This window comes from Modicisalibacter ilicicola DSM 19980, from assembly GCF_900128925.1.
Classification (GTDB): domain Bacteria; phylum Pseudomonadota; class Gammaproteobacteria; order Pseudomonadales; family Halomonadaceae; genus Modicisalibacter; species Modicisalibacter ilicicola.
Window position 1 is genome coordinate 315,694 of sequence record NZ_FQUJ01000003.1, and the last position, 17,682, is coordinate 333,375.

Below are 17,682 nucleotides of genomic sequence, written 5' to 3' on the forward strand. Positions count from 1 at the left end.
TCTACTGCGAGAGTGAATGGTATGCGTAGGATAGCGGCTTTTGCCCCCGTTTAAAGCCGGGCAGCAGTCATGCCGCCGGCGGAATCGTCACTCCCTGCCTTTGCCTTCACGAAACTCTCGCAGCACCTGCCGACAGCCCGGCCCGACGTTCTCGCCGGTCCCGGGCTCGATCCACGGCAGGATCGCGAGAGGCGGGGCCAGGACGGCCCCCAGCACCGAGAGCACGCCACGGGCCACGAGCTCCCGGGACACCACTTCCACCCGAGGCGCGTCGAGCCTTCCCTGGAGCGTCACCGGCGAGTCGGACGCCAGCAGGCTGGGGTCCTTGGGGTGCGCCTCGAACACCAGATCGAGTCTTTCGTCACCCAGATCGATCGACCCGCCGCCGGTCAGGTTGGTATCGGCGGTGTCGATGAAGAACTGCTCCACCCGGGCCATGCCGTTCGTGGCATCGAGTCGCGTAAAGGCACAGCGCATGACCACCTCGTCCGAGTCGACCAGCGCAGCGGTCAGTGCTTCGGCCAGATCGAGCCCCAGGGCTTCGACGACCAGCATGTCCAGGCGCCCGCCAGACATGGCCAGCGCCAGGGTGCCATCCAGCCCCGCCATCGCCTCGTCCAGCGAGTTGCCGCGAAAGCGCACCCGCCCCCGACCACCCACGGTGCCGGCGGTGTCTCGGGCGATGTCGGAGAGCTCGACCTTGCGTAGCACGGGCTTCAAGTTGATACGCCGCAAGGAAAGTTCGAGGCGGCCGTCGAGAGGCTCGTCGCGGGCGTCCATGCGCACCTGGGCACGCAACCGGCCGCCGCCGATACCTGCCTGCAGCGGCTCCAGGGTCAGCACACCCGCTTCCAGACTCAGATCGAGTTCGAATTCCGACATGGGAATATCCTTCGCCGAGACATTGGCCGCGCGGTAATGCACCTCGGCATCCATGCGCCGCAAGCCATCCAGATTCCACTGCGCGTCGGGGAAGATGCCCGGCCGGCGCGCCTGCTCGACCGCACGGCGCTGCTGCCGGGCGGAAGCGGTCTCGCCGCTTTCCGTATCCGGCGCCACCCCCAGCAGAGGGGCCAGGTCGTCCAGGTCCAGGCGCCGGGAATTCAGCGTCGCCCAGAGCTTGTTGCGCTCGCCCAGTCGCAGTCGCACGTCACCACCGACATCGCTGTTGCCGAAGCGCCCGCCCAGATCGAGCAGACGCACCAGTTCGTCCTTCACCCGCAGTTCGCCCTGCACGTCATAGGGCGGCAACGCCGGCAGGTTCAGGCCGGTCAGCCGGTTGAGACGCGCCGGGTTGGGGCCGGACAGCCGGAATTTCCCTTGCACCCGAGCGATCTTCAGCGGCTGCTCGAGGCTGCCCTCGACTTCGAGCCGGGATTGCCGGGAGGTGGCCCATCCCTGCACCGGATAGGCCTTGTCGGGGTCGTTCAGGGTGAGCAATGGGCCGACCTTGAGATCGTATTCGAAGGGCTCCCCCCGCCGGCTGCCGCTACCCCGGAGCCGTACGCCCGCTTCGGACGTTTCGCCGACAGCCGTGCTTTCGGCGTTTACGCGCAGCAAGAGATCCGACTCAGGCGCTCGATAGGCAAGCGAGGTATCATCCAGCGCCAGCGCACCCTGCTCGAGACGCGCGTGCAACTGCCCGTCCAAGGTGCCCAGCTCGGAGAACCCCAGGGGCGCCAACGCCTGGCCCAGGTCCAGCTGCCCCATGCGGGCATCGATAGCGCCATCGAGGGTGTCGGAGCCCACTTCCAGCCAACCCCGGGCCGTCATTTCCCCCGCCCCCAGGGCGGTGTGCAGGCGCTCCAGCGTCAGCCGCCCCCGCTCGAGATCGCCTCGGAGGCTCACGTCGCTGAACCGGGTGTCCGCGTAACTCAGCCTGTCGACGGTCATCTCGATACGGGCGTCGATTTTGGCCAAAGGCGCCAGGCGCTCGGCCCAGCGTCTCTCCCAGGCAAGCTTTTCGACCTTCTGTTCGACGGCCTGCTCCGCTGCTCGCTGCCCCCGTGCGCTGCCCGGCTCACCCACGCCCCAGGGTTCGAGCTCGAGCCGATCGGCGGCGAGCTGGACGTGGAGCCGTGGTCGTTTTTCCAGGGTCACGCTCACCGAGCCGCTAACAGCGCTGCCGTCCTGATAGGCCCCCTGGCCATCGAGCAGGAGCCGGGGTGGGCCCTGATCGGGTTTCCGGGTACGAAAATCGGCGGCGAGATCCAGGCCCAACGCGGCATCACGATAGGTCAGGCGTCCTCGATCGATGCTGATCATCTCGGGATCGATGGGCGCCCCGCCGCCGGCGCCCTCCTTTTCGTCCTCGAACAGCCCCGTCCAGCTGGTGGCGCCATCCCTGCGCCTGGCCAAGTGAAGTTCGGGGCGCTGCAGATGCAGACGCTCGAGCGGGACGCTGCCTTGCACCAGCGCGCTCAGGTCCAGGGTGATCGTCAGCGCGTCGAGATCGAGCATCCGGGAATGAGCGACCCAGTCGGGGTTGGCGATGGTGAGCTCCTCGAGACGAACCGTCAGCGGCCAGCCCCAGACGATTTCCAGCGCACCGATTTCCACGTCGCGCCCGTTCAGACGCTTGGCGGCCTGGCCTTCCAGCCACTCCCGCACCCAGGGCGACTCGACCAGCAGCAAGGCGCCGGCCAGCACTGCCCCGAGCCCCAGCGCCACCCACAAGCCCCATCGAGCAACCTTCCTCACGCTGCCTCCTTGGCATGCCGACCGCCGTGCGAAACGTGACGGCTCGCACCTCTTCCGTCCTGTCCGAGCGCTCTCTGACAGCATAGCCGCTGCCCTCGACACCGATCGAACTGTCGAAGCCTCGGTGGACTGGGATAGAATGGCGGGCCCATGAATGCAGGGAATCCGGACACGCCATGCCAGACGCGATCGAGACGAAGAGCCCCCAGCACACCCCGATGATGGCGCAATACCTCAAGATCAAGCGCGAGCATCCGGGCGTTCTGCTTTTCTACCGCATGGGCGATTTCTACGAGCTCTTCTTCGACGATGCCCGGCGCGCCGCCCAGCTGCTCGACATCACCCTCACCCAGCGCGGCCAGTCCGCCGGCAAGCCGATTCCCATGGCTGGCGTGCCCTACCACAGCGCCGAGGGCTATCTGGCCCGCCTGGTCAGGTGCGGCGAGTCGGTGGCGATCTGCGAGCAGATGGGCGACCCCGCGACCAGCAAGGGACCAGTGGAGCGCAAGGTGGTGCGCATCGTCACCCCGGGCACGCTGCATGACGAGGCGCTGCTCGACGCCAAGCGTGACAATCTGCTGGTCACCCTGCACCGTCACGATGGCTGCTGGGGCATCGCCTGGCTGGAGCTTTCCAGCGGCCGTTTCAGCGTGCTGGAAGTTGGCAGCGACGCCGACATGCTCGGGGAGATACATCGTCTCGACCCGGCGGAACTGCTGGTCGCCGACGGGCTGGAACTGCCCGCTGGCCTCGGGGAACGCCGCGGGCTCAAGCGCCAGAGCGAGTGGCTGTTCGACCTGGAATCGGCAACCCGGCTGCTGTGCGATCAGTTCGGCGTCGCCGACCTGCGTGGCTTCGGCTGTGCCCATCTGGCCCTTGCCGTCACCGCCGCCGGCGTGCTCATCGACTACGCCCGGGACACCCAGCGCTCGCGCCTGCCCCACGTCACGGCGCTGGGGGTGGAGAGCCGCGACGATGCGGTGGTCATCGATGCCGCCAGCCGGCGCAACCTGGAGATCGACACCAACCTGGGCGGCAGCGCCGACAACACCCTGGCCAGCGTACTCGACACCACCGCCACGGCCATGGGGTCGCGCCTGCTCAAGCGCTGGCTCAACCGGCCGCTGCGCAGTCGCGAGCGAATCACCGCCCGGCAGGGTGCGGTGCAGCTGCTGCTGGGTGACGAGGCGCATGCGCCGCTGCACGACCTGCTCAAGCGGATCGGCGATGTCGAGCGCATTCTCGCCCGGGTCGCCCTGCGCAGTGCCCGCCCTCGGGATCTGGCGCGGCTGCGCGACGCCCTGAACGCCCTGCCCGATCTCCAGGAACGCCTGGCCGCCCTGGACGATGGCAGCGCCCTTGACGATCTGCGCCACCACATTCGCCCCTACCCCGAGCTGGCCGATCTCCTGAGCCACGCCCTGATCGACAATCCACCGGTAGTGATTCGCGATGGCGGGGTGATCGCCGCCGGCTTCGACGAGGAACTCGACGAGTTCCGCGGCCTGGCCGAGCATGCCGGCGACTACCTGGTGAAGCTCGAGACCCGCGAGCGCGAACGTACCGGCCTGGCAGGCCTCAAGGTCGGTTACAACCGGGTGCACGGCTATTACATCGAGATTCCCCGTGCCCAGGCCCGGGACGCCCCGGCCGACTACATCCGCCGCCAGACGCTGAAGAATGCCGAGCGCTTCATCATCCCCGAACTCAAGGAGTTCGAGGACAAGGCGCTGTCGGCGAAATCCAAGGCCCTGGCCCGGGAGAAGCTGCTCTACGAGAACCTGATCGACACCCTGAACGCCGCCCTCGACGCCCTGCAAGCGACGGGCCAGGCCCTGGCCGCGCTCGATGTGCTCACGACCTTCGCCGAACGCGCTCAGACCCTGGATTTCGTGCGCCCCCGATTGCTCGACGCGCCAGGCCTCTGCATCCTCGGCGGGCGTCACCCGGTGGTCGAACAGGTCAGCGAGGCACCCTTCGTGCCCAACGATCTGCGCCTCGACCCCCAGCGCCACATGCTGGTGATCACCGGCCCCAACATGGGGGGTAAATCCACCTACATGCGCCAGGCGGCGTTGATCGCGCTACTCGCCCACTGCGGCAGCTTCGTGCCCGCCGACCAGGCCGAGATCGGCACCCTGGATCGCATCTTCACGCGTATCGGCTCGAGCGACGATCTCGCCGGCGGACGCTCGACCTTCATGGTGGAGATGACCGAAACCGCCAGCATCCTGCACAATGCGACCGCCGAAAGCCTGGTGCTGATGGACGAGATCGGACGCGGCACCAGCACCTTCGACGGCCTGTCCCTGGCCTGGGCGAGCGCCGAGCACCTGGCCCGAGTCAAGGCCTTCACGCTGTTTGCCACCCACTACTTCGAGATGACCGCCCTGGCCGAACAGCTCGAAGGCGTGGCCAACGTGCATCTCACCGCGGCGGAACACAAGGATGGCATCGTATTCATGCATCGGGTGGAGGACGGCCCCGCCAGCCAGAGCTATGGCCTGCAGGTCGCCCAGCTGGCGGGCGTGCCGCAATCGGTGATCGCACGGGCCCGGGACAAGCTGGCCGGCCTGGAACAGCAGGAGATCGACCAGGGCCCGCGCGGGCGTTCACGGCAAGAGAGCGGGCCCAGCGCGGTACCGCAACAGGCGGACCTGTTCGCCAGCACGCCGCACCCCCTGGTCGAGGAACTCAGCGACCTTAGCCTGGACGAGCTCTCGCCACGCCAGGCGCTCGAGCTTCTTTACCGTTGGAAAGAGAGTGTCTAGAATCCCGCCCGATAGAACGGATAATTATAAATATTCAGTTAATTTATAACCTGATTACCGATACTGGCCCATCACGATCGAGGAAGCCACCATGACATTCGTCGTCACCGAAAACTGCATCCGCTGCAAGTACACCGATTGCGTCGAGGTGTGCCCGGTCGACTGCTTCTACGAAGGCCCCAACTTCCTGGTGATTCACCCCGACGAATGCATCGACTGCGCGTTGTGCGAGCCGGAGTGCCCTGCCGAGGCGATCTTCGCGGAAGACGAACTGCCCAGCGACCAGCAGGGCTTCATCGAGATCAATGCCGAACTCGCCGAGGTCTGGCCGAACATCACCGAGAAGAAGGACCCACCGGAAGATGCCGAGGCGTGGGATGGCAAGCCGGGCAAGCTCGAACACCTCGAGCGTTGACCTTCAGCCCGTCCGCGCCCAGTACCTGATGCTCGTCGTCGGCGGCCAGGCATGAAAAAGGCGACCCGAAGGTCGCCCGCTCCTAGCCGTTCCCTGAGGGTCACTCCCTGTACCCGCTTCCCTTGGCCCACTCCCTGTTCGGTCTCGACGCCCTGTCGTACCGAACGGGCCATCAATCGCCTCCTGCGGTTGGCGTCCTGCCAACGATGTCCTGGAAGGTATCTTGACATCCCTTAAGCCCTATCTCAAAGGGGGTACTCAGATCGGGTTATTATCGGCCTACACCCTCGTCAACTTGAGAAAAAATAATTCCATTTAAAATCAAATATATAAAATAAATGATGCATAAAAAATGCACTAATATGCCCTATTTTGTCCATAAAGACGTCGCCAAATTGTAGGAAATATCTTACAAGAATTGGAGACATTGACGACAAACGAGCACGGTCGAATCCCCCCAAACGCAATCCGGCGGTATCGGATCAACCGATACCGCCGGGGAGAGGCTCTAGAACGAACCGGTGCAAGCGCACCGGCGTCAGAAACGACGGGTCAGCCCTGGCCCTTGATGGCCTTGAGGCCAGGGTAGAACGCCTTGTCGCCCAGCTCCTGCTCGATCACCAGCAGGCGGTTGTACTTGGCGACCCGATCACTGCGACTCAGCGAACCGGTCTTGATCTGGCCGGCGCTGGTGGCCACGGCCAGATCGGCGATGGTGGTGTCCTCGGTCTCGCCGCTGCGATGCGAGATGACAACGGTGAAGCCGGCATCCTGGGCCATCCGGATGGCGTCCAGGGTTTCCGAAAGCGAGCCGATCTGGTTGAACTTGATCAGTATCGAGTTGCCGATGGACTCGTCGATGCCGCGCTTGAGGATCCGCGTGTTGGTGACGAACAGGTCGTCGCCGACCAGCTGCACCCTGTCGCCGAGCCTGTCGGTGAGGAGCTTCCAGCCCTCCCAGTCGGACTCGTCCATGCCGTCCTCGATGGAGACGATCGGGTACTGCTCGACCAGTTCGGCCAGGTAGTCGACGAAACCGGCCGCATCGTAACGCTTGTCTTCCCCGGCGAGATCGTACTGGCCATTCTCGTAGAACTCGGAGGAGGCGCAATCCAGGGCCAGGGTGATGTCCTTGCCCAGGGTGTAGCCGGCATTCGCCACCGCCTGCTTGATCACCGCCAGGGCCTCGGCATTGGATTCCAGGTTGGGGGCAAAGCCACCCTCGTCGCCCACCGCCGTGGCGAGCCCTCGCCCGGAGAGCACCTTCTTCAGGGCGTGGAAGACCTCCGCCCCCATGCGCAGCGCCTCGCGAAAGGTCGGCGCGCCGACCGGCTGGATCATGAACTCCTGCATGTCGACGTTGTTGTCGGCATGCTCACCGCCGTTGACGATGTTCATCATCGGCACCGGCATGCTGTACTTGCCGGGCTGGCCGTAGAGGGTGGCGATATGCTCGTAGAGCGGCATGCCCTGCTCGGCGGCCGCCGCCTTGGCGGCCGCCAGGGACACGGCCAGGATGGCGTTGGCGCCGAGGTTGCCCTTGTTGTCGGTACCGTCGAGTTCCAGCATGGCGTTGTCCAGCGCCCGCTGGTCGCGGGCATCCATACCCAGGAGACGCTCGCGGATCCTGCCGTTCACTGCCTCGACCGCCTTGAGCACGCCCTTGCCCAGGTAGCGCGTCTTGTCGCCATCGCGAAGCTCCAGAGCTTCCCGGGAGCCGGTGGAAGCACCGGAAGGGGCACAGGCACTGCCCCGCCTGCCGCTGTCGAGAATGACCTCGGCCTGCACAGTCGGGTTGCCGCGGGAGTCGAGCACCTCGAGGGCACGGATATCGGCGATCTCTGCCATGGTCGTATCTTCCTTCTGGGTCGTTGAACGGATGCGAGGCGGACTCAGCGAACCTCGATGTCGGGAAATCCCTTGACCAGCTCGTCGAGTTGCTTGAGCTGGCTCAGGAAGGGTTCGAGCTTGTCCAGCGGCAAGGCGCAAGGCCCATCGCACAGCGCCTTGTCCGGGTCGGGATGCGCCTCCAGGAACAGGCCGGCCAGGCCCACGGCGACACCGGCCCGGGCCAGCTCGAAGACCTGGGCGCGACGACCGTCGGCACTGTCGGAACGGCCACCGGGGCGCTGCAGCGAATGGGTCACGTCGAAGATGACCGGAAAGCCGGTCTGCTTCATCTCGCCGAAGCCGAGCATGTCGACCACCAGGTTGTTGTAGCCGAAGCTCGAGCCGCGCTCGCAGAGGATCAGGCGCTCGTTGCCCGCCTCCTGGCACTTGGCGAGCATGTGCCGCGTTTCGTGGGGGGCGACGAACTGTGGCTTCTTGATATTGATCACCGCACCGGTCTCGGCCATGGCCACCACCAGGTCGGTCTGGCGCGCCAGGAAGGCCGGCAACTGGATGACATCGGCCACCTCGGCGACGAGTTGCGCCTGCCAGGGCTCGTGCACGTCGGTGATCACCGGCACGCCGAAGCGGGCCTTGACCTCGGCCAGTATCTCGAGCCCCTTCTCCAGCCCGGGCCCCCGATAGGAGTGGATAGAGCTGCGGTTGGCCTTGTCGAAGCTGGCCTTGAACACATAGGGAATGCCCAGCCGAGCACAGACATCGACGTAAGCCGCGGCAACATCCAGGGCCATGTCCCGAGATTCCAGCACGTTCATGCCGCCGAACAGCATCAGCGGCAACGAATTGCCGGCCCTCAAGCCGGCGAATTCGACGATCCTGTCGGTCATTTCTCGGCCCTCACGTTACAGCCCCTTGGGTGCGCGTGCGCTGCGCCTTGTGCTCCAGCGCCGCCTGGACGAAGCCGGAGAACAGCGGATGGCCATCCCGCGGCGTGGAGGTGAATTCCGGGTGGAACTGGCAGGCCACGTACCAGGGGTGGTCGGGCAGTTCGATCATCTCCACCAGGGAATTGTCGACGCTCTTGCCGGAGACGACCAGCCCGGCCTGCTCCAGCGCCTCGACGAACTGGTTGTTGACCTCGTAGCGGTGGCGATGACGCTCGGTGATGGCCTCAAGCCCATAGGCCTGATGCGCCCTGGAACCGGGCTTGAGCTGGCAGACCTGGCCGCCCAGGCGCATGGTTCCGCCCAGGTCGGAAGCCTCGTCGCGCAGCTCGATCTGGCCTTCCGGCGTGATCCACTCGGTGATCAGGCCGATCACCGGGTGCTGGGTGTCCCGGGTGAATTCGGTGGAATCGGCATCTTCCCAGCCGGCCACGTGCCGCGCGAACTCGATCACCGCGACCTGCATGCCCAGGCAGATGCCCAGGTAGGGAACGCCCTGCTCGCGAGCGTAGCGCGCCGCCATGATCTTGCCCTCGACACCCCGCTCGCCGAAGCCGCCGGGCACCAGGATCGCGTCCTTGCCGGCCAGGCGCTCGGTGCCATGGCGCTCGATGATTTCCGAATCGACATAATCGATGTTGATCTTGACCCTTGACTGGATGCCGGCATGCACCAGGGCTTCGTTGAGCGACTTGTAGGCGTCGAGCAGTTCCATGTACTTGCCGACCATGGCGATGTTGATCGACTTCAAGGGATTGAGCTTGGCATCGAGCACATGGATCCATTCGCCGAGATCGGCCTCCGGAGCGTCGAGGCGCAACTTGTCGCAGACGATCTCGTCGAGGCCGAACTCGTGGAGCATCAGCGGGATGCGATAGATGGTATCGGCATCCTGCAGCGGCACCACGGCCCGCTCCTCGACGTTGGTGAACAGCGCGATCTTGCGTCGCTCGGTCTCCTCGAGTTCGACCTCGCTGCGACAGATCAGGATATCCGGCTGGATGCCGATGGAGCGCAGTTCCTTGACGCTGTGCTGGGTCGGCTTGGTCTTGGTCTCCCCGGCAGTCTTGATGTAGGGGACCAGGGTCAGGTGCATGAACAGCGCACGGTTGGGCCCCACTTCGCTGCGCAGCTGACGAATCGATTCGAGGAACGGCAGCGACTCGATATCGCCCACGGTGCCGCCGATCTCCACCAGCGCCACATCGAAGCCCTCGCCCCCTTCGTAGACCCGCCGCTTGATCTCGTCGGTGATGTGCGGAATCACCTGCACGGTACCGCCGAGATAATCGCCACGCCGCTCCTTGCGCAGCACATGCTCGTAGACACGGCCGGTGGTGAAGTTGTTGGCCTGGGTCATCTTGGTACGAATGAAACGCTCGTAATGCCCCAGGTCGAGATCGGTCTCCGCACCATCCTCGGTGACGAATACCTCGCCGTGCTGGAACGGGCTCATGGTGCCCGGATCGACGTTGATGTACGGATCCAGCTTGAGCATGGTGACCTTGAGGCCGCGCGCCTCGAGAATCGCCGCCAGCGAGGCCGAGGCGATGCCCTTGCCGAGGGAGGACACAACGCCGCCGGTCACGAAGATATATCGCGTCATGGAGAACCTGTCGAAACTGATCAAAAGGCCCGGCAGAAAGCCGCGCCAGGATGGGTCGACAGGATAGCAGATTCAGGGTGGGGGCTCAATTTCGGCATGACGATGGCTGGGTAGCGCAGGAGCCCGATTCATCGGGCGATGAGGCGGTCTTTATCGCTCGGTAAATCGAGCTCCTACGGTGCGATAGCCAATGATGCCGACCGGCCTTACACCTCCAGATAATCGAGAATCCCCTCGCCGGCCTGGCGACCCTCATGGATCGCGGTGACCACCAGGTCCGAGCCGCGCACCATGTCGCCACCGGCGAAGATCTTCGGATTGCTGGTCTGGAAGGCGAAGGTGCCATGCTCCGGCGCGGTCACCCGGCCCCGCTCGTCGGTCTCGATTCGCTGGGGCTCGAACCAGTCGATCTCGCTGGGCTGGAAGCCGAAGGCGATGATCACCGCATCCGCCGCCAGCACCTCCTCGGAGCCCGGCACCACTTCCGGGCGCTGGCGGCCGTTCTCGTCCGGCTCGCCCAGTCGGGTGCGCACCAGCTTGACGCCCTCGACCTTCTCCTCGCCGAGCACCGCCACCGGCTGGCGATTGAACAGGAAGTCCACCCCTTCTTCCCGGGCGTTGGCCACCTCGCGCTTGGAACCCGGCATGTTGCCCTCGTCGCGGCGATAGGCGCAGGTCACGCTGGTCGCCCCCTGGCGAATCGAGGTGCGGTTGCAGTCCATGGCGGTATCGCCCCCGCCCAGCACCACCACCCGCTGCCCCTCCAGGGAGATGTAATCCGCGGGGTCCTTCTCGAACCCCAGGCAATGGTTGACGTTGGCGACCAGGAAATCCAGCGCCTTGTGCACCCCGGGCAGGTCTTCTCCCGGGAAGCCACCCTCCATGTACTTGTAGGTGCCCATGCCCATGAAGACGGCATCGTACTTCTCGAGCAGGTCATCGATGCTCACGTCGCGGCCGATCTCGGTATTGAGCCGGAACTCGACGCCCATCTCCTCGAACACCGCGCGACGACGCTCCATGACGTTCTTCTCGAGCTTGAACTCGGGAATGCCGAAGGTCAGAAGCCCGCCGATCTCCGGGTAGCGATCGAAGACCACCGGCTTGACGCCGTTGCGTACCAGGATATCGGCGCACCCCAGGCCCGCCGGGCCGGCACCGATGACCGCCACGCGCTTGTCGGTCCAGGTGACCTTGGACATGTCCGGGCGCCAGCCCATGGCGAAGGCGGTGTCGGTGATGTACTTCTCCACCGAGCCGATGGTCACCGCACCGAAGCCATCGTTGAGCGTGCAGTCGCCCTCGCAGAGCCGGTCCTGGGGACAGACCCGTCCGCACACCTCGGGCAGGGTGTTGGTGCGGTGGGACAGCTCGGCGGCCTCGAGGATGTTGCCCTCGCTGACCAGCTTCAGCCAGTTGGGGATGTAGTTGTGCACCGGGCATTTCCACTCGCAATAGGGATTGCCGCAATGCAGGCAGCGATGGGCCTGACTGGCCGCCTCGCTGGGCTTGTAGGGTTCATAGATCTCGGTGAATTCCCGGGCCCGGGTCCGCGCGTCCTTCTTGCGCGGGTCCTGGCGGCCGACATCGATGAACTGGAAATCGTTGTTCAGACGGTTTGCCATGGTCATGTTCCTCTATTCAGGCCGCCGACGGGATTCTGCCAGCAAGCCGTTGAGGCTCGCTGCCTTGGGCTTCACCAGCCAGAAGTGGCGAATGAAGTCGGAGAAGTCCTCGAGAATCTCGCGTCCTCGGGCCGAGCCGGTCTCGGCAACGTATTCCTGGACCACTTCCCGCAGATGACGCCGATAGGCCTCCATGGCCTCGGTGTTGATGCGATGGATCTCCACCAGCTCATGGTTGTACTTGTCGACGAAGGTGCGATCCTCGTCGATCACGTAGGCGAAGCCACCGGTCATGCCGGCACCGAAGTTGACACCGGTCTCGCCGAGCACGCAGATCATGCCGCCGGTCATGTATTCGCAGCAGTGATCGCCGGCCCCCTCGACGACCGCGTGCACCCCGGAGTTGCGCACGCCGAAGCGTTCACCGGCGGTACCCGCGGCAAACAGCTTGCCGCCGGTGGCGCCGTAGAGGCAGGTATTGCCGATGATCGCCGTCCTGTGGCTCGCGAACTGGCTGTTCTTCGGCGGCACGATGACCACCTTGCCGCCGTTCATGCCCTTGCCGACGTAATCGTTGGCATCGCCCTCGAGATACAGATGCAGCCCCCGGGCGTTCCAGACGCCGAAGCTCTGGCCGGCGACACCAGTGAAACGGGCGACGATCGGCGCCTCCTCGAGGCCTGCCTCGCCATAGCGCTTGGCGATCTCACCGGAGGCCCGTGCCCCCACCGAGCGGTCGCAGTTGGTGATGGTGAATTCGAACTCGCCGCCGGCCTTCCCCTCGATGGCCGTCATCAACGCCTCGAGCACCTCCTGGTTCTTGGCTCCCAGATCGTGGGGTTCGTTGCGGCTGACCTGACAGAACTGCGGCGCCTCCTCCGGCACGAAATCGTTGGTCAGCAGTGGCGTCAGATCGAGCTTGCGCTGGGACGCGGTCTCGCCCTCGAGCACCTCGAGCAGGTCGGTGCGTCCGATCAGGTCGGTGAGCTTGCGCACCCCCAGCATGGCCATCAGCTCGCGCACCTCCTCGGCGATGAAGCGGAAGTAGTGCTTGACCATGTCCACGGTGCCGCGGAAGTGTTCGTCGCGCAGATACTGGTGCTGGGTGGCGACACCGGTGGCACAGTTGTTGAGGTGACAGATGCGCAGGTACTTGCAGCCCAGCGCCACCATCGGCGCGGTGCCGAAGCCGAAGCTCTCGGCGCCCAGGATGGCCGCCTTGACCACGTCGAGGCCGGTCTTCAGGCCACCATCGGTCTGCAGGCGAATCTTGTCGCGCAGGCCGTTGATGCGCAGCGCCTGATGCACCTCGGGAAGCCCCAGCTCCCAGGGGCTGCCGGCATGCTTGATCGAGGTCAGTGGGCTCGCCGCGGTGCCGCCATCGTAGCCGGAAACGGTGATCAGATCCGCGTAGGCCTTGGCCACCCCGGTGGCGATGGTGCCGATGCCGGGCTCCGAGACCAGCTTGACCGAGACCTGGGCGGTGGGATTGACCTGTTTCAGGTCGAAGATCAGCTGGGCAAGATCCTCGATGGAGTAGATGTCGTGATGCGGGGGGGGCGAGATCAGGGTCACGCCGGGAACGGAGTAACGCAGCCGGGCAATCAGCTCGTTGACCTTGCCGCCGGGCAGCTGGCCGCCCTCGCCAGGCTTGGCGCCCTGGGCGATCTTGATCTGCAGCACCTCGGCATTGACCAGGTAGGCCGGCGTCACGCCGAAGCGTCCCGAGGCGATCTGCTTGATCTTGGAGCTTCTGATGGTGCCGTAACGCGCCGGGTCCTCGCCCCCTTCGCCGGAATTGGAGCGCCCGCCGGCCTCGTTCATGGCCTGGGCCAGGGCTTCATGAGCCTCGGGAGACAGTGCCCCAAGAGACATGCCGGCGCTGTCGAAGCGCGGCAGCAGCTCCTCCACCGGCTCCACCTCGTCAAGCGGCAGCGGCTCGGGAGCCGGCTTGAGCATGAGCAGGTCGCGGAGGGTCGCCACGGGGCGCTCGTTGACCAGACGGGCGAACTTCTTCCACTGGGCATAATCGCCCTGCTGCACGGCCTGCTGCAGGGTCATCACCACGTCCGGGTTGTAGGCGTGATACTCGTGATCGTGCACGTACTTGAGCAGGCCGCCCTGACGCAGGGTCTTGCGTGGTGTCCAGGCATCCCGGGCGAGCAGTTCCTGCTGCAGCTGCAGTTCGGCGAAGCCGGTGCCCTCGATGCGCGACATCATGCCCGGGAAGCACAGGTCCATGACCTCGGAGGAGAGCCCCACCGCCTCGAACAGCTGCGAGCCGCGATAGGATGCCAGGGTCGAGATGCCCATCTTGGAGAGAATCTTGTAGAGCCCCTTCTGCAATCCCTTGCGATAGTTCTCCCGGGCATCCGCCGGGTTGCCGACCAGCTCGCCGCTGCGGTGCATGTCGGCCATCACCTGATAGGCGAGGTAGGGATAGATCGCCGTGGCCCCCACGCCGAACAGCACAGCCATCTGGTGGGCATCCCGGGCATAGCCGGTTTCCACGATCAGGTTGACCCGGGGGCGCAGGGCCAGACGGCCCAGATGGTGGTGTATCGCCCCGGTGGCGAGCACGGCATGCACCGGCAACCAGCCTTTGTGCAGATCGGCGTCGGAAAGCACCAGGATGACCGCCCCTTCCTTCGTTGCCCGCTCCGCTTCCTGGCAGAGTTCGAGCAGGGCCTGCTTGAGGGTGCTCTTCTCGGGGTCGTAACTCAGGCTCAGGGTCTGGCTGCGAAATGCCGCGTCGTCCTGGGTGACCAGGGCGGTGAACTTGCGCGGCGACAGCACCGGCGCGGTGAGGATCAAACGGTGCGCGTGATCCGGGGTGGTCTCGAAGACATTGAGCTCGGCCCCGCAGCAGGTCTCCAGCGACATCACGATCGCTTCGCGCAGCGGGTCGATGGCCGGGTTGGTGACCTGGGCGAACTTCTGACGGAAATAGTCGGTGAGCATGCGCCCCCGACGGGACAGCACCGCCATGGGCGTATCGTCGCCCATGGAACCGACCGCTTCCTGGGCGCTTTCGGCCAGGGGACGCAGCAGCTGGTCACGCTCCTCGAAGGTCACCTGGAACATCTTCTGATACACGGCGAGTTCATCGGCATCGAACGGGTGGAAACGCGCCAGTTCGGTCAGCGCCGACTCCAGGTAGTGGGCGCGGTCCTTCAGCCAGCGCTTGTAGGGGTAGGCCGACTTGAGCCGATTGTCGATATCCTGGGTGTGCAGCACCTCGCCGGTATGGGTATCCACGCCGAGGATCTGACCCGGTCCGACCCGCCCCTTGGCCACCACGTCCTCGGGCTGGTAACCATAAGTGCCGATCTCGGAGGCCAGGGTGATGTAGCCGTTCCTGGTGATCACCCAGCGTGCCGGGCGCAGGCCGTTGCGATCGAGCATGCACACCGCATTGCGGCCGTCGGTCATCACCAGGCCCGCCGGCCCGTCCCAGGCCTCCATGTGCATGGAGTTGTATTCGTAGAAGGCACGCAGGTCCCCATCCATGGTCTCGACGTTCTGCCAGGCCGGCGGCACCATCATGCGAATGGCGTTGTACAGGTCCATGCCGCCGGTCAGCAGCACCTCGAGCATGTTGTCCATGCTCGACGAGTCGGACCCCCGGGTGTTGACGATCTCCTCGAGCTGGGTGATGTCGGGCAGCAACTCGCTGACGAAGTTCTCCTTGCGCGAGTTGGCCCAGCCGCGATTGGCCTCGATGGTATTGATCTCGCCGTTGTGGGCCAGGAAGCGAAACGGCTGGGCCAGGGGCCAGCGCGGCGCGGTATTGGTCGAGAAGCGCTGATGGAAGACGCAGGTCGAGGTCTCGAGACGTGGATCGCCGAGGTCGTGATAGAAGGTCGGCAGGTCCACGGGCATCATCAGGCCCTTGTAGGAGAGGACTCGGGACGACAGGGAGCAGACATAGAAGTCCTCTTCGTTCTTGAGCTTCTGCTCGGCAAGACGACGGGCCATGAACAGATCGACATTGAAAGCCGGGGCCGCCCGGTCGTCATCCGCTTCGACGAATATCTGGCGAATCCGCGGTAGGCACTCCAGCGCCATCGGGCCACAGACGCTGGGGTCGGTGGGCACGTCCCGCCAGCCGTGTACCGTCAGGCCGCGCTCGACAAGTTCGCCCTCGAGTGTCTCGCGGGCCCGGGCTTCCCGCTGATCGTCATCCGGAAAGAACACCACGCCGACGGCAAAGCGCTCGCCCAGCTCGACCCCCAGGCCCTCCCGGGCCAGCTCGCGCATGAAGCCGGTGGGCATGGCGAACAGCAGGCCGCAACCGTCGCCGGTCTTGCCATCCGCCGCGATTCCGCCGCGGTGGGTCATGCAGGTCAAGGACTCGATGGCGGTTTTCAGCAGGTCGTGACTGGGCTCGCCTTGCATGTGAGCGATCAGGCCGAAGCCGCAGTTGTCACGAAACTCGCCAGGCTGATGAAGACCTTTTCTCATGGGCGTGCCTCTCAAGCGTTCGAAAGTATCGGTAAGCCGAGCCGCTGCATGGGCGGCTGCGATCTTTTATTATGCAATTCATGCATACGTCATGCGCGATAGACAAGATGAGGAAGATTACATCGACTGGGCACGCCAATGCAAAAGCCCTCACGCCCGTGGGGCCCTGGCGCCGCCGCAAGAGACTAGTCTAGCCGTCAGGCTCGGGAATAGCCTTCCAGAAAGGATTCGAGCAGTGCCGGTGGCGTATCGTCGTGCAGGCAGGCATCGCCGAGTGCCCGCAAGAGCACGAGGCGAATGCGGCTGTCGCGATTCTTCTTGTCCAGGCGCATGCGCTCGAGAAACGCCTTGGCATCCATGTTCGCCGGGGCGGCCAGGGGCAGGCCTGCCGACGCCAGCAGGGCGCTCACGCGCTCCACCTCGACCTCGGCCAGCCAGCCCAGTTGCCGGGAAAGCAGGGTCGCCATGTGCATGCCGGCCCCCACCGCCTCGCCATGCAGCCAGTAGCCATAACCTTGATGCGCCTCGATGGCGTGGCCGAAGGTATGGCCCAGGTTCAGCAGTGCGCGCACCCCCTGCTCGGTCTCGTCCGCAGCGACGATCTCGGCCTTGGTGGCGCAACTGCGCAGGATGGCCTCGCTGAGGGACGTCTCGTCCAGCCCGCGCAGGGCAGCCATGTGGGTTTCCAGCCAGGCGAGAAAGTCGAGATCGCGGATCAGGGCGTACTTGATCACCTCGGCCAGCCCGGCGGTCAGTTCGCGACCGGGCAGGGTGGCGAGCGTGGCGGTGTCGATCACCACCGCTCGCGGCTGCCAGAACGCGCCGATCATGTTCTTGCCACGCGGGTGGTTCACCCCGGTCTTGCCGCCGACCGAGGAGTCGACCTGGGAGAGCAGCGTGGTCGGCACCTGGATGAAGGCCACGCCCCGCTGATAGCAGGCCGCGGCGTAGCCGGTCATGTCCCCGATCACGCCACCGCCCAGGGCGACGAGGGTGCATTGGCGATTGAACCCGGCCTCGAGCAGGGCATCCCAGATTCGCTCCACCGAGGCCAGGGTCTTGGTGTGTTCGCCATCCGGCAGGATCAGCTCGCGTACCTCGAGGTCATCGCCTAGCCCTTGCTTGAGCGATGCCAGATAGAGGGGTGCCACCGTCTCGTTGGTGACGATCAACACCTGCCGCCCGGCCAGGTAGGGCCGCAGCATCGCCGGGTCGCCGAGCACTTGCGAACCGATGTGGATGGGATAGCTGCGCTCCTCGAGAGCGACGTTCAGGGTTCGCGGCGGGGCTTGGCGCGCATTCATGG

General features: G+C 65.2%; 9 protein-coding genes. 2 read left to right on the plus strand and 7 right to left on the minus strand.

Going from position 1 to position 17,682, the window contains the following annotated elements; genetic code table 11:
* Positions 1 to 87: 87 nt before the first annotated feature.
* Positions 88 to 2,700 (minus strand): AsmA family protein, encoded by a 2,613-nt coding sequence (locus BUA41_RS04080; protein ID WP_139249048.1) that lies wholly within the window; start codon positions 2,698 to 2,700, stop codon positions 88 to 90.
* Positions 2,701 to 2,876: 176 nt separating this feature from the next.
* Here BUA41_RS04080 and mutS point away from each other — a divergent pair, with 176 nt between their 5' ends.
* Together mutS and fdxA are read left to right on the plus strand one after the other, a co-directional pair.
* Positions 2,877 to 5,471, plus strand: a complete 2,595-nt coding sequence (gene mutS, locus BUA41_RS04085) for a DNA mismatch repair protein MutS (protein ID WP_072819961.1) — start codon at positions 2,877 to 2,879, stop codon at positions 5,469 to 5,471.
* A 91-nt stretch (positions 5,472 to 5,562) separates the two neighbouring features.
* Positions 5,563 to 5,886: a ferredoxin FdxA gene (gene fdxA / locus BUA41_RS04090; protein WP_072819963.1), complete on the plus strand. Its 324-nt coding sequence runs from the start codon at positions 5,563 to 5,565 to the stop codon at positions 5,884 to 5,886.
* A 552-nt stretch (positions 5,887 to 6,438) separates the two neighbouring features.
* On the opposite strand, the gene eno is transcribed toward fdxA, so the two are convergent.
* From eno to aroB, 6 genes are all read right to left on the minus strand, one after another.
* On the minus strand, positions 6,439 to 7,734 hold the full coding sequence (gene eno, locus BUA41_RS04095) for a phosphopyruvate hydratase (RefSeq protein ID WP_072819965.1): 1,296 nt from the start codon (positions 7,732 to 7,734) through the stop codon (positions 6,439 to 6,441).
* Positions 7,735 to 7,778: 44 nt separating this feature from the next.
* The gene (kdsA, locus tag BUA41_RS04100) at positions 7,779 to 8,624 is read right to left on the minus strand and encodes a 3-deoxy-8-phosphooctulonate synthase (RefSeq protein ID WP_072819967.1); all 846 of its coding nucleotides are present in this window, start codon (positions 8,622 to 8,624) and stop codon (positions 7,779 to 7,781) included.
* A gap of 10 nt (positions 8,625 to 8,634) precedes the next feature.
* Positions 8,635 to 10,287 carry a CTP synthase gene (gene pyrG / locus BUA41_RS04105; RefSeq protein ID WP_072819969.1) on the minus strand — a complete coding sequence of 551 codons (1,653 nt, stop codon included), beginning with the start codon at positions 10,285 to 10,287 and terminating at the stop codon, positions 8,635 to 8,637.
* 206 nt (positions 10,288 to 10,493) lie between these two features.
* On the minus strand, positions 10,494 to 11,912 hold the full coding sequence (locus BUA41_RS04110) for a glutamate synthase small subunit GltD family protein (RefSeq protein ID WP_072819971.1): 1,419 nt from the start codon (positions 11,910 to 11,912) through the stop codon (positions 10,494 to 10,496).
* Between the two features lie 12 nt (positions 11,913 to 11,924).
* Positions 11,925 to 16,376 (minus strand): glutamate synthase large subunit, encoded by a 4,452-nt coding sequence (gene gltB / locus BUA41_RS04115; protein WP_072819973.1) that lies wholly within the window; start codon positions 16,374 to 16,376, stop codon positions 11,925 to 11,927.
* 197 nt (positions 16,377 to 16,573) lie between these two features.
* Positions 16,574 to 17,680, minus strand: a complete 1,107-nt coding sequence (aroB, locus tag BUA41_RS04120) for a 3-dehydroquinate synthase (RefSeq protein ID WP_072819975.1) — start codon at positions 17,678 to 17,680, stop codon at positions 16,574 to 16,576.
* Positions 17,681 to 17,682 lie beyond the last annotated feature (2 nt).